Source organism: Peptoniphilus sp. (assembly GCF_050943655.1).
Classification (GTDB): domain Bacteria; phylum Bacillota; class Clostridia; order Tissierellales; family Peptoniphilaceae; genus Peptoniphilus_A.
This window is the reverse complement of sequence record NZ_JBMNPQ010000001.1, coordinates 26753-40610: the sequence shown is the minus strand read 5'-3', so window position 1 is coordinate 40610 and position 13858 is coordinate 26753. Positions and strand designations below refer to the sequence as shown.

The following is a 13858-nucleotide window of genomic DNA, read 5'->3' as shown; positions in this document are numbered from 1 at the left end:
GCTTCCTACTGCTTAACAAAAAGCTTCTTCTGACTCATGTACATATTGTAGAACTGAGCTTTTTTATCAATCATCTCATCACAGTTTCCACGCTCAATTATCCCACCATCTTTAAGAAGAATAATTTTATCGCAAAACTTTACAGTTGTCAGTCTGTGAGAAATATAAATTGCCATTTTATCCTTGGTAGCATCGGTAATGGATCGTATCATTTTCTCCTCTGAGAATGGATCTAAGAAAGCTGATGGTTCGTCTAAAATTAATAAATCAGAATCTCTATATAGACTTCTCGCGAAGTTTATTTTTTGACTCTGCCCTCCTGAAGGAACAAATCCTTTATCATCTATTAACCTAAGCATCATCTTGTCTATATTTTCATCAAATTTATCAATTTCTTTATAAATATTTGCTTCTTCGAGCGCAGATATTACTTTTCTTTTGTCAAATGAATCTGACATAGCAACATTTTGGGCAACTGGAAAAGAATAAATTATAGATTCTTGGAACATCGAAGAAACTAAAGAATACAAGCTCTTCTTTTCAATATCGTTTATATCAAAACCATTTATCAAAATTTGACCTTTATCTTGCTTGTAAAAATTAAGAAGAAGTTTTATGATTGTACTTTTTCCACTGCCGTTTATTCCAACTATGGCAAGTTTTTCATTATTTTTTAGACTGAAATTTATATTTTTTAGTACATATGGACTTTTCTTTGAATACCTAAACCACACATTCTTAAATTCTACAGAATCTATTCGAGAAATTTTTATTTTTCTTGAATTTTCTTCTTTGCCGCTAGGATATTTATCTACAAATGAGAAGTAATTTTCTATCTCTAAACTATTTTGATACAATTTGCTGAAGTCATCGGATATATCGCTTAAAGATTTTTGGAACAAAGAGAATACCATTATTAACATCACAATTGAGTCAACTTGAAGCCTGCCACTTGCAAATAAAATGAAAATATAGAGGTAAGTAATTATTTCAAAAACAATCCAAAGAATATTGTTAGAAATAAATAAATCTTTTTCAATTTTTAAAATTTCGCCAACATTTTTATTCTTATCACCAAAAATTTTTTCAAGTTTATTTAAAAGCATAGAGGAAATGTTAAATATCCTTATCTCTTTTCCCGTGCTAAAATCCCAAATCGTGCTGTTGATATACTCCTCTTTCCTGTCAAAATCTTTAGTTATCATATCCTTTATCTCGTGGGTTTTGTTTCTAGATGCAAGAGACTTTTTCAAATTATGTACAAATAAAAGAATTGCTGGAATTATTAGAAGAGGCAGATAAAATATTAAAACTAACCCATTTAATATAAAAGAAATTATCCCCTTAAAAGTTTTGCTCAAATTAAAAATATAACCTGCAAATCCATTTTGATTATCTGATGAAGATGATTTTGCAATTTCAAATTCTTCCATTACTTCATAATCTTCAAGCAGTGAGTAATCTAGATTCATTGCAGTTTGTCCAAGCTCTGTAAGTTTTTGAAATCTAAAATTTACGACAATCGGCCACAAAATATTATAAGTTAGATTTATAACTACATTTATTGCAAACAAGAATACTACAAAAGACAATAAATATTTTAGTATGAAATTTAGTTCTCTATTATTTGTCAAAAAATTTAACAAGCTCTTACTTAAAATTGCAATCAAAAAAGAAGGGAGAGGCTCTAGAATAGCATTTATTAAAAATGCCACTGCTCCCTTTTTTGAAAATTTAAAAAATTCTTTGTAAATAATATTAAAATTGTTTTTTACTTTATCCATATCATCACATCAACAGTTTCTCTTAATTTTAAATAAGTCTATAGATGCTTTAACCCTCAATTAATATAATAACATCTAAGCGTTTCATTATACAAATAATAATGCACTTAGGCTTAGCAATAAAAAAGTGCAAGTATTTCTACCTGCACTTAATATTTTATCTAATTTTTATTTTTTATTTCCAAATGTCAATGTCTGAGTTTGGATTTAGTTTTTCACTATTATGAGTGTTAGATGCATCTAGGATACTGTAGTATGCCCAGTGTGATGAATCTACGTCTTTATAAGTTTTTAGTCCAGATGTGTTCACATCAGAAAGTGAAGCGCCTGTTGTGTATCTGTTAAATACAGAGTTTAGGATTGTTACTGCTTCTGCTCTTGTGATGTTTGCATTTGGTTTAAATGTTCCATCTGGGTAGCCTTTAATGTTTTTGTTTCCATAAAGTTTGTCGATTGCATCTTGTGCCCAGTGATCTTTTGTATCTGCAAAGCTTGCTTTTGTAGTGTTACTGTCTTTAATATATCCAGAAATCATCTTAGCAAATTCTGCTCTTGTGATTTTTTCATTTGGTTTAAATGTTCCGTCTTCGTAGCCGTTAATGAATCCTTTTTCAACAACATAGTTAATTGCTTCAGAGTACCAATCGTTACTTGCGTCTGTAAACTTAGTTGTCTTTGAAGTTCCAAAGTTTGTTCCACCATTTATTAATGTTGCAAACATCTTTGCTGCTTCTGCTCTTGTCATATTATCAGAAGGTTTAAATGTTCCATCTGGATATCCTTCGATATATGCAAGTTGTTTTTGTGCTTCGGCCTTTTTAGTTACAACGAAATCAATTTTTGAAACTTTTCCGTCAGAGTCTTTTGATTCAAGAGTTAATTTTTCTCCTGATACTAAAGTTCTGTCTAAGAATACTGTAAAGTCTCCAGTTCTAACTGCATCACTCTTACCAAGTTCTTTACTTCCAGATAATACTCTTACTTCTTCAAGACCTTTTGTTGTACCCATTACAAGTTTTTCGCCTTCGATTGCTCTTGTTACTTTTAGGTCTTTGTTTTCAACTGTTGTTGACTTTTCTGTATAGAAAGATAAGTCGTCTAAGTCAGAGTTTTTAAGTTTTTCGCTAAGTCTTACAGAGAAGTCTCCGTCTTTGTCAGTTCTTGTTGTTGTAAGGTATCTTCCATTTAGATAAATTTTTACATCTTCCCATGGATGATTTTTGATAGTACCAGAAAGTTCATATCCAGAAATTTCTAGATTTCTTGCGTCTACTTCTTTGCCATCGTAGTCATTGTGTCTAATTGTTTCAGAATATCCTTCGACGTCATCTTTTTCTGCACGAATTTCAGCTTTTTCACCTTTTTTAAGATCTAATTTAAAATCAAATTCGCCATCTCTATCAGCAGTTGTTTCATATTTAAATCTTCCGCCGTCTATAGATACATAGATTTCTGCTTTCTTAAGAGTCTTTCCTGTTACTCTTTTGCCGTCATACTTTAATTTTGTGATGTCAAGATCTCTTTTAGATACGTCATCTTTTCTGTTGTCGTAATTGTCATCTCTTGCATCTCTTAATATTCTTTCAACTTCAGATTTGCTTGTTGCTTTGTCAATATCTCTTTTTATTTGTCTTCTTTTAGAATCTGATAGATATCTTAAACCATCAACATCATCTTTTGCGTCTTTTTTTTATCTTCTAATTCTTTTTCATCTTTGTCTTCTTTGTCTTTGTTTTCTTCTGAAGTGTTATTGTTATTATTTTCAACTGTTTTTTCTTGTGATTGTGGATTATTTAAATCATTATCTGTGTTTTCTCCTGCAAAAGCTGCAACTGGCATTGATGTAACCATAACTCCTGCAAGTAACATTGCTAAATATTTTTTAGAATATAGTTTCATTTTATTCCTCCTAAATTCTTTCGCCCTAGATTTAACATTAGTCTGTTTTTTTCGACTAACTATTTACTATAGTACCCCCAATATGTGAAAAAATGGTGAATATTTACTAATCTTAACATTTTTTTAACATTTTCTTAATATAAAAGCTCGAGAGCTTTAAGTGATTTAAAGTTCTTGGGCTTATTTTATTTTTATTTATTTCTTATTTACAGTTAGCTTACCTGCAAGGCTATCTACTTCTATTGTATCTCCATCTGTTATGTCGCCTTTAATTAGCATCTTAGAAAGGTCAGTCTCTAAGCTGTGTCCAATAAATCTCTTAACTGGACGAGCGCCATATTGTGCGTTGAAGGAAGATTCTAGTATGAATTCAAGAGCAGAGTCTGTGATTTCAATTTTAATATTTCTATCTCTAAGTTTATCTTCAACTTCGCGAACGCTTTGTTTTATGATTTCAAATATTTCAGATCTTCCAAGTGGTTTAAATAGAACTGTCTCGTCAACTCTATTTAAAAATTCTGGTCTAAATTCCATTCTCAAATCTCTCATTACATTTTCACGAGCTGATTCAAGTATCTCTCCACTTTCGCTTATTCCATCAATTAGATAATGTGATCCAATATTTGATGTCATGATGATGACTGTGTTTTTAAAGTCCACAGTTCTTCCTTGGTTGTCTGTAAGTCGTCCGTCATCTAGCACTTGAAGCAAAATGTTAAATACATCAGGATGAGCCTTTTCGATTTCGTCAAATAGTATTACGCTATATGGTTTTCTCCTAACTGCTTCTGTTAGTTGTCCACCTTCGTCGTATCCAACATATCCTGGAGGAGAACCAACAAGTCTAGATACGGAGTGTTTTTCCATATATTCAGACATATCTATTCTTATCATATTTCTCTCGTCATCGAAAAGTGCCTCAGTAAGTGCCTTGGCAGTTTCTGTCTTACCAACACCAGTTGGTCCTAGGAATATGAAGGAGCCAATTGGTTTATTTTTGTCCTTAAGTCCTGCCCTTGCTCTTAATACGGCATCAGATACAACTTCAATTGCCTCGTCTTGACCAACAACTCTCTTGTGTAAAATATCTTCAAGGCTTAGAAGTTTATCTCTTTCGCTTTCGTTTAATTTTTCTACAGGTATTCCTGTCCAGCGGCTAACTACATAGGCAATTTCATCTTCTGTAACTTCTTCTTTTACCATTGATGAGCCGTCTTTTACGCCTTTTTCTTTTTCGGCAAGCTCTTCTTTTAATTTTGGAAGAGTTCCGTATTTTAATTCAGAAAGTTTTTCAAGATTGTAATTTCTTTCAGCTTCTTCTATTTCGTGGTTTACATCTTCAATTTGTTTTTTGATGTCCTTTAATGAGTCAAGGCCTTTCTTTTCAGTTTCCCATTTAGATTTTAATCTGTCGTACTCGGCCTTTTCTTCTGAAAGTTCTTTTTGAAGCTTTTCAAGTCTTACTTTACTTGCCTCGTCAGTTTCTTTTTTAAGAGCCTCATTTTCGATTTCTAGTTGAAGAATTTTTCTTCTAACTTCGTCGATTTCTGTAGGCATTGAGTCGATTTCTGTCCTAAGCATTGCACAGGACTCATCCATCAAGTCAATTGCCTTATCTGGCAAGTATCTATCTGTAATATATCTATCAGATAAAGTTGCTGCAGCAATTACTGCAGAGTCTGAAATTCTAATTCCGTGATAGATTTCGTATTTATCTTTTAGTCCACGAAGAATTGCAATTGTGTCTTCCACAGTTGGCTCAGTTACCAAAACTTTTTGGAATCTTCTCTCAAGTGCTGGGTCCTTTTCGATATACTTTCTATATTCATCAAGAGTTGTTGCACCAATTGCGTGAAGTTCGCCACGAGCAAGCATAGGTTTTAGTAAGTTTGATGCGTCCATTGCGCCGTCAGTCTTGCCTGCTCCGACGATGTTGTGAATTTCGTCTATGAAAAGAATAATGTCGCCTTCAGATTTTTTAATTTCGTTTAGAACGGCTTTAAGTCTCTCTTCGAACTCACCTCTATACTTTGCACCAGCAACTAGTGCTCCCATGTCAAGGGAGAAGACTGTTTTGTTTTTAAGTCCATCGGGCACATCTTCTGATACAATTCTTTGGGCAAGTCCTCCTGCAATTGCTGTTTTACCAACTCCTGGAGGCCCGATTAAAACTGGGTTATTCTTTGTCCTTCTTGAAAGAATTCTTATAACATTTCTAACTTCTTCGTCACGACCAATTACTGGGTCAAGTTTGCCGTCGCGGGCAAGTTCTGTAAGGTCCTCTCCATATTTTTTAAGGGCGTCGTATGTTCCTTCAGGATTATCTGTAGTGACATGTTGATTGCCCCTAATTTTTTGAAGGGCCTTTAAAAATGAATCTAAATCTATAGAAAATCTGTTAAAAACAGATGCAGAATCAGTTCCCTTAGTTGCAATTAGCGCCAAATAAATATGCTCAACAGATAAATATTCATCGCCTAGTTTTTCCTTAAACTCTTCAGCTTTTTGAAAAACTTTTCTATAAGATTCGTCGGCATATAAACTTGAGCCAGATTGTTTTGGAAGTCTTTCAATAACTTTTAATACATCCGCCTTAATCATTTCAGGATTTTTGTCCATATAGGTTAAAACCCTAGGAATAAGTCCTTCGCTGTCATTTAAAAGTGCATAATTTACGTGAATTTCTTTAACCTCAGGGTTTCCATACTCTTTAGCAGTGTTGTATGCACCTTGCACTGCCTCTAGTGATTTTTGAGTAAATTTTTCAAAATTCATATTAACACCTCTTTAGCTTATTTCGTTAAGCTCTTTATATAATTTTAATTGTTCTTCAGTTAAGTTTGTTGGATTTACGATGTTAAACTTAACATACAAGTCTCCAACTTTTCCTTTCAAATCCTTAAATCCTCTTGAAGGAATTCTCATTTTGTTTCCTCCGATGAAGTTCTTTGGAATTTTTAATTTTAACTTTCCGTCGAGAGCATCGACAGTTTTTGTGCCACCAAGAGCAGCAGTCCATGGATAAATATTTTCTGTAAGCTCAATATCTAATCCATCAAGAGTCATGTGCTTTTCGTCTTTTATTTTTATCTTAAACATTATGTCGCCAGAAATACCGAATTTTTTGCCACTTACTCTTATCTTCTTTCCACGAGTGATGCCCTTTGGCACTTTAACTTTGATGTCATAAACTTCTCCGCCATAACTTAGGCTTACATTCTTTTCACACCCTTCGTAGGCCTCTTTAATAGAAATTGAAAGTTCAGATTCAAACTTTGCCTTCTTTGGTCTTGCTCTATTAGAAGCGCCACCTCCAGAAAAGCCTGAAAAAATATCATCTATATTAAATCCCCTGGAGCCTCCATGGGATGAACCAAAAATTGTCTCAAAAAAGTCAGAGAAATCTGCACCGCTTCCTCCGGTTTGGTAAGTATAACCATACTGAGAAGGATCAAAGTCATAACCGGAACTAAAATCGTAATTAGATCCAAATGTATCATATTTCTTTCTCTTGTCCTTGTCTGATAAGACCTCGTAAGCTTCGGAAATTTCTTTGAATTTGTCGGCAGCACCCTCGTCGCCTTTGTTTAGGTCGGGGTGATATTTTTTTGCGAGCTTTCTGTAGGCACTCTTAATCTCCTTTTCATCGGCATCTTTAGAGACACCTAAGATTTCATAATAATCTTTGTATTTCAAATAACTTCCTCCTCACGGTTATTTGTCAAAGAATAATTAACTTTGACGTTCTTTGACTATCATTATTATACATCATTATTAGCACTCTTTCAAGTCCTCTGCTAAAATTTTTTTACTAATTAAATTAATACCTCTATTTTTTAAAATTACACGAATTTAGACAAAAGTTAGATTTTTAAATTGCAAATAATTAATTATTTTTTACTTGTTTTCATTGTATTATTATGCTAAAATAGTAACAGATTATTTAATACACTTTTTTTAATTAATTTCCTTTTGTAAAGCCGAGTCGATGATTCGGTTTTCTTATTTTTAGAGACACTGCTTGGTTGATAAACTAAGCAGTTTTTATTTTGTGGCGCTATTTTATAATTAATATGAAGTTAGATTATTCTAATCATTATTTTTAAATTTAGATGTTTTATAAAAAAAAGATATGCAAAATTAATCTATCTTGCATACCTCTTAATCCAATATTTATTTTTTTAGTCTATATCTATCCCTCTCAAGTATTTTTTGAAAGGCTTCCATATTATAAATCTTTGCTACCAAAAATATTCCAATAAATTTGTCGGCATAATCTGTAACTATTTGAACGATGAATACTATAAGGAAGTCGCTCATGTTAAGTGTCGCCCTCAAGAACTGCACGATATAGCTTGATCCTGCTGTTGTAACCGTCCCAAATACATATGTCGCTATTAGTGCTGATGATATTGCAGCTGGGATTGACATTATAAATGCTTGATATATTTTTTTGTAGGAATTTTTTTCTTTAAGCACTGTCACTGCTCCTGCAATGTAACCAACTATTAACTGAGTTGGAAGAAAATATATCGCTATTGGGTCGCCCAACATGTTTACAAAGGACGTTATTACTCCCGTAATTATGCCAAAGCCAGGTCCAAAGGAAAATCCCGCCATTATTGTTCCAATTGAGTCTAGATAAATTGGCAGTTTAAAAATAAGTGCAATCCACGCACCTACAAGGTTTATGGCAATACACATTGCAAGTATTGTAAGTTTTCTAGAATTTATTTTCATAATATTCTCTCCAACATCTCTTCATCCACTTCTCCAGCTGTCAGTATCTCTATAAAGTTTTTCCAAACTGGGAAAGTTTTTATATCTCTATATAAAATAATGTTTTTCTCTTTCTTTAAAAAGTCCTTTTCATCTACCATGAGCATGCCTCGAGCTTTCCCGTCACATACTACATCGGCGTGATATTTTTCTTTTGCAAAGTATTCTGGAAATTCGTGTGCCATAATTACCAGTGGGTCGTTTATCACTGAACCGATTATATTTTCATATTTTAGGTGAAAATCCATATAAAAATTAGTGATGTTTTCTAAAAAGTCTGCAACGTCTTTATTAATGCTTTTCATGAGAGCTATAATATTTGGAGTCAGCACAAATTTTCTCGTGACATCTAGCGGAATTATTTCAATTGGGTTCGGTGAATTTTGAATTACATAATCTGCCGCTTCTGGGTCTACATAGTAATTAAATTCTGAAACGGGACTCATGTTTCCAAAGGATTTGAAGTTTCCTCCCATAGAAATAATTCTTGCACATTTAAAGGCGTCAATATCTTTTTCCATTGCCCTTGCAATATTTGTAAGCGGTCCAAGTGCAAAAATTGTAACTTCATCTTTTTTTAAATTTTCTATAATAAAGTCAACTGCACCGTCCTTAACTTCTCTATCTTCATAAGGAAGATAAGTTTCGCCAAGGCCGTCTTCACCGTGAGTGTCTTCAGCGTTTATTAATTCTTTTACAAGGGGATTTGGATTTGATTTGTAAATATTGAAATCTTTCTTTAAAAATTTTGAAAGTCTAAGAGCATTTACAGCGCCCTTATCAACACATACATTTCCAGATACTATAGTTATACCCAAAATGTCAAAGTGAGAAAGACCTGCTGCAAGCATTATTGCAATAGAATCGTCAATGCCAGGATCGGCGTCAATAATAATTTTTTTCATAAAAAAACCTCCATTAAATTTGGAGAACTGATTAGTTTTTTATACTTGGAGTTCTCGAACAAGTATCGTTAATTATATAATATTTCATTTAATTAGACAAGACTTGGCATTTTTTGTATAATTAAACTAAAATAGAAGGTGATAATATGAAAAAGTTTTTAAAAATAATGCTCGCATTTACTTTAGTACTTACACTTGCTTCTTGTGGCAAAAAAAATGAAACTAACGAAGCAAATACAAATAATAAAGGAAATGCAGAAAATATGGCAGAGGCAACTAAGATGCAAGATGTTGGACTTAACGATTTTAATTTCCAAACTCTTGATATAAAAACTGGCGACATGGTAGACTCAAAAGATTTTTATGGCAAGAAGCCTCTCACATTTGTAAACATTTGGGGAACATTTTGCACACCATGTATAGAAGAGATGGAAGATCTTGAAAAGCTACACCAAAAATACAAAAACGACATGAACTTTTTGGGCGTCGTGTCTGATACAAATGCAACTCTCGACACAAATGTTGAAGAAGCATTAAATATTTTGGACAAAAAAGGTGTGACTTACACAAATATTATGCCAAACCCAACAATGGACGACTATATGGCAAAAGTTTCAGTTATTCCAACAACTTTAATAGTCGACAAAGACGGCGTAGTTCTTGGAGGATTCGTCGGTGCGATGAATTTTGAAACATGGGATGCGACAATTTCTCATGTATTAGAAGAAAATAAATAAAATTTTAAAGGTAGCTTTGGCTACCTTATTTTTTACATAATTTTTAAAAATTTTTAAAATAAATGAACTTTTCTCTTCCCCAAAGGCTCTTATATATAGATGCATCTGATGGAGGTGGTAAAAATGGATGGCAGCAAAATAATTGAAGGAATAAAGGCCGGCGACAAAAATTCTTTTGATGAGCTTTATGATAAGTATTACTTAATGTTATTTCGCACAGCTTATCTAATACTTGGAAATTCCTACGATGCAGAGGATGTCACTCAAGACGCCTTCGTTTCCATTTATGTAAACATTAAGTCTCTAAAAGATCCCGACAAATTAAAGCCCTGGATGTTTTCGATCTTAAAAAATTCTGCTTACAAAAAATATAAAAATAAAAAGAGGGAACTTCCCGATGAAGAAATTCAGCTTAAAGTAGATAAAGAGACTTATACAATTGAAGACGAGTTTGTAGTTAAGAGTGAAATACAAGATGCTCTAATGAGTCTAAATAAGAAGCAGCGCGAAGTCATCGTTCTTTTTTACTACAATGATCTTACGATAAAAGAAATTGCATCGGCCCTTGGAGTTTTTGAAGGAACAGTCAAGTCAAGACTCTTTAAGGCCAGAAAAGTTTTAAAAAAAGAATTAGAACATTCAAATGAATCTTTTTTAATTGAAAGGGAGGGTATTTATGAAAAAAGATTGGAATCAAAGTTTTGATAATAAACTTAGAGAAGAATTAAATAGAAGTGTCGAAAATACTTTCCCTTCCGATTCTCTTAAAGACAAAATCGACAGCGAGATAAAGAACCTAGATAGAAATTCAGGAAGAGGAGAGTTTAAAATGAAAAAATCTAAAATTGGTGTAGTACTTGCAGCAGCAGTTGTACTTTGTGGCGGAGTGTTTGCCATTGGAAAATCTACTGGAATAATTTCATCTTCATCATCATTCTACAACTACACATCATATGAAGATACAACAAAAGCAGAAAAAAAGGCAGGATTTGATGCAATAATTCCAGAAAAACTTGGAGAATACAAATTTGATGGAATTAGAATTGTTGACCTTGCTGATGTAGATGAAGATAACAATGAGCAAAACAAGAGAAAATCTGTTAGCGTAGATTACAAGAATGAAAATAATGACATTGTTACTCTAGATACTGACAAATTACAACAAGTTCATGAAGAACTTGTCGAAAATGAGTATCAAGAAATAAGAGAATACAATGGAGTTAAGTTCTATTATTTCCAACTTCACAATTTGTTTTTAGCAAGTGAAGACGACATGACACCAGAAGAGAGAGAAAGAAAAGAAAACGACCCATTCTTTAACGTTGGAATTGGAGGATCATCTCAAGAAAGAGAAGAATGCATAACTAATCACATAATATTTGATATCGATGGTATCAGATATGAAATAATGGCAAGTGAAAAAGTAGATGCCAACGAATTATTCGAAATGGGACAAGAATTTGTAAAATAAGAAAATAAGCAATAAAGAAAAAAGGCTTTGAGTTTGTGCTCAAGGCCTTTTTGGTTAACTTTTTTAATTAAATAAGTTCTTTTCCAAATAATTGGTTGTTAGTGATAAAAATCTTAAGGAAGGTATTAATTTTTATTACTCATTTAATGATCTTATTAAATCTTCTATGTCTGAATGACCTTTCATTTCACTTCTTGCAACTTTTTTGCCAGCAACAAATGCCTTAACAGCTTGTTCAGTTGGCTCAGCAAGAGATAAATCAAAAGGAATTCCCTTTTCTCTAATTACAGTTCTCAAAAACATATTAACTGCAGTTGTCATATTAAGTCCCAACTTTGCAAAAATTTCTTCAGATTGTTCCTTAACATCTGCATCTACCCTAATGTTTAAATTTGTACTAGTACTAGTATTTGTGTTTGCCATTTTTTTACTCCTTAAATTTAGTATAGTCTTATTATATTCTTTTTTGGTGCGTTGTCAATACATTGTCATTATATTGTACGAATTTTTACAACTTTTTTATTTTGAAGTTTTCTTAAGAGTGTGGTTTTTGTGAGTTTAATTATAACTGGCCTAAAAATTTTTAAATTCTTATCAATAGAAAATTTAATTAGTGCAGATAATTTCAAGACGATACTGAGAAAGCATCCCCTTCCAACGTCATCCTGAGCGGAGCTGAATGCGAAGCATGAGGCGAATCGCCGTGTACCCGGTAGGGTGAAGGATCTGTAGGGTGGCCGAGCGATGTGTTGTTGTCTTTACTAAGTTATGCTTAGGAGTATTTACTCCTTAAAGTTTTCTTGTTAAGACGCTTAGGTTTCTTGCTGAGAAGTTACAGATCCCTCGACTCGCTTTGCTCGCTCGGGATGACAAGTGTTGTGGTTGTGAATCGTGTAAGTCTCGATTGTGCCTAATGCTTTCTAAATTCTTTATGAATAGAAATTTTAAATAGTCCAGATAATTTCAAGATGATACTGAGAAGGCATCCCCTTCCAACGTCATCCTGAGCGGAGCTGAATGCGAAGCATGAGGCGGAGTCGAAGGATCTGTAGGGTGGTTAAGCGATGTGTTATTGTCTTTACTAAGTTATGATTTGGAGTATTTACTCCTTAAAGTTTTCTTGTTAAGACGCTTATGCTTCTTGCTGAGAAGGTACAGATCCCTCGACTCGCTTTGCTCGCTCTGGATGACGGTGTGGGGGCTGGCTCGGGATGACGGATGTGGAGGTTTTCTATTCAAGACGATTAGGTTGTTTCTCCACAAGGTGCAGATTCTTCACCCTTCCGGGTACACGGCGACTCGCATTTCACGCTCGCTCAGAATGACGAGTGTAGAGGTATGACTTGTACAATGCGAGGTTTTTCCAAAGCTTTCTAAGTTCTTTATGAATAGAAAAAAGGATATGATGCAGAGACCATTAGCTTGGCCGAGCGACCTCGAGCGTGTCTCCCATCATACTTTTTTTCGTTTGTTTGATTTTTATTTTGCTTTTCTCCGTAGTGCTTTTGCTTTAAGACGATAAGGTCTCGCTTGATCACTTTGCAGATCCCTCGACTCGCTCTGCTCGCTCGGGATGACGGTGGATGGGATGACGCTAAGAATGACGGGAGGAGGTTTTCTATTCAAGACGATTAAGCTGTTTCTCCACAAGGTGCAGATTCTTCACCCTTCCGGGTACACGGCGACTCACATTTCATGCTCGCTCAGAATGACGAGTGTAGGTGTTATGACTTGTGCAATGCAAGGTTTTTCCAAAGCCTTCTAAATTCTTTATGAATAGAAAAAAGGATATGATGCAGAGACCATTAGCTTGGCCGAGCGGCCTCGAGCGTGTCTCGCATCATACCTTTTTTCGTTTGTTTGATTTTTATTTTGCTTTTCTCCGTAGTGCTTTTGCTTTAAGACGATAAGGTCTCGCTTGATCACTTTGCAGATCCCTCGACTCGCTCTGCTCGCTCGGGATGACGGATGTGGAGGTTTTCTATTCAAGACGATTAAGCTGTTTCTCCACAAGGTGCAGATTCTTCACCCTTCCGGGTACACGGCGACTCACATTTCATGCTCGCTCAGAATGACGAGTGTAGGGGTTATGACTTGTGCAATGCAAGATTTTTCCAAAGCTTTCTAAATTCTTTATGAATAGAAAAAAGGATATGTCAGGGGAACGGTACTTGGCCTAGCGGCCTTGAGCGTGTCTCGCATCATACCTTTTTTCGTTTGCTTAATTTTTTATTATTTATTTTTATTTTGCAGTTCTCCTTAAGGTTTTATATTCAAGACGAT

At 34.0% G+C, this 13858-nt stretch carries 11 protein-coding genes; 3 read left to right on the top strand and 8 right to left on the bottom strand.

The genetic code is table 11. The annotated features are described in order from the left end of the window. Positions 1 to 5: 5 nt before the first annotated feature. The 7 genes from ACOX6R_RS00160 to ACOX6R_RS00130 form a co-directional block, all read right to left on the bottom strand. Positions 6 to 1784, bottom strand: a complete 1779-nt coding sequence (locus ACOX6R_RS00160; protein ID WP_433445983.1) for an ATP-binding cassette domain-containing protein — start codon at positions 1782 to 1784, stop codon at positions 6 to 8. Between the two features lie 175 nt (positions 1785 to 1959). Then, positions 1960 to 2793, bottom strand: a complete 834-nt coding sequence (locus ACOX6R_RS00155; protein WP_433445981.1) for an S-layer homology domain-containing protein — start codon at positions 2791 to 2793, stop codon at positions 1960 to 1962. 647 nt (positions 2794 to 3440) lie between these two features. Then, positions 3441 to 3683 carry a hypothetical protein gene (locus ACOX6R_RS00150; protein ID WP_433445979.1) on the bottom strand — a complete coding sequence of 81 codons (243 nt, stop codon included), beginning with the start codon at positions 3681 to 3683 and terminating at the stop codon, positions 3441 to 3443. 195 nt (positions 3684 to 3878) lie between these two features. Then, positions 3879 to 6458, bottom strand: coding sequence for an ATP-dependent chaperone ClpB (gene clpB, locus ACOX6R_RS00145; protein ID WP_433445977.1), 2580 nt, complete (start codon positions 6456 to 6458; stop codon positions 3879 to 3881). A gap of 12 nt (positions 6459 to 6470) precedes the next feature. Further along, positions 6471 to 7379 (bottom strand): DnaJ C-terminal domain-containing protein, encoded by a 909-nt coding sequence (locus ACOX6R_RS00140; RefSeq protein WP_433445975.1) that lies wholly within the window; start codon positions 7377 to 7379, stop codon positions 6471 to 6473. 477 nt (positions 7380 to 7856) lie between these two features. Beyond that, on the bottom strand, positions 7857 to 8423 hold the full coding sequence (locus ACOX6R_RS00135) for an ECF transporter S component (protein WP_433445973.1): 567 nt from the start codon (positions 8421 to 8423) through the stop codon (positions 7857 to 7859). Then, positions 8420 to 9367, bottom strand: a complete 948-nt coding sequence (locus ACOX6R_RS00130; protein ID WP_433445971.1) for a nucleoside hydrolase — start codon at positions 9365 to 9367, stop codon at positions 8420 to 8422. The genes ACOX6R_RS00135 and ACOX6R_RS00130 overlap by 4 nt, the downstream gene beginning before the upstream one ends. 146 nt (positions 9368 to 9513) lie before the next feature. Between ACOX6R_RS00130 and ACOX6R_RS00125 the strand changes: the two genes are divergently transcribed. The 3 genes from ACOX6R_RS00125 (at position 9514) to ACOX6R_RS00115 (ending at position 11575) form a co-directional block, all read left to right on the top strand. Next, on the top strand, positions 9514 to 10104 hold the full coding sequence (locus tag ACOX6R_RS00125; RefSeq protein WP_433445969.1) for a TlpA family protein disulfide reductase: 591 nt from the start codon (positions 9514 to 9516) through the stop codon (positions 10102 to 10104). Positions 10105 to 10227: 123 nt separating this feature from the next. After that, the gene (locus ACOX6R_RS00120) at positions 10228 to 10809 is read left to right on the top strand and encodes an RNA polymerase sigma factor (protein ID WP_433445967.1); all 582 of its coding nucleotides are present in this window, start codon (positions 10228 to 10230) and stop codon (positions 10807 to 10809) included. Further along, a complete protein-coding gene (locus tag ACOX6R_RS00115; RefSeq protein WP_433445965.1) occupies positions 10781 to 11575 on the top strand; it encodes a hypothetical protein in 795 nt (264 codons plus the stop codon). Before ACOX6R_RS00120 ends, ACOX6R_RS00115 begins: the two co-directional genes overlap by 29 nt. Positions 11576 to 11710: 135 nt before the next feature. Here the strand turns inward: ACOX6R_RS00115 and ACOX6R_RS00110 are convergent, their stop codons facing one another. After that, the gene (locus tag ACOX6R_RS00110; protein ID WP_433445963.1) at positions 11711 to 11998 is read right to left on the bottom strand and encodes a type II toxin-antitoxin system RelB/DinJ family antitoxin; all 288 of its coding nucleotides are present in this window, start codon (positions 11996 to 11998) and stop codon (positions 11711 to 11713) included. Positions 11999 to 13858: the final 1860 nt, after the last annotated feature.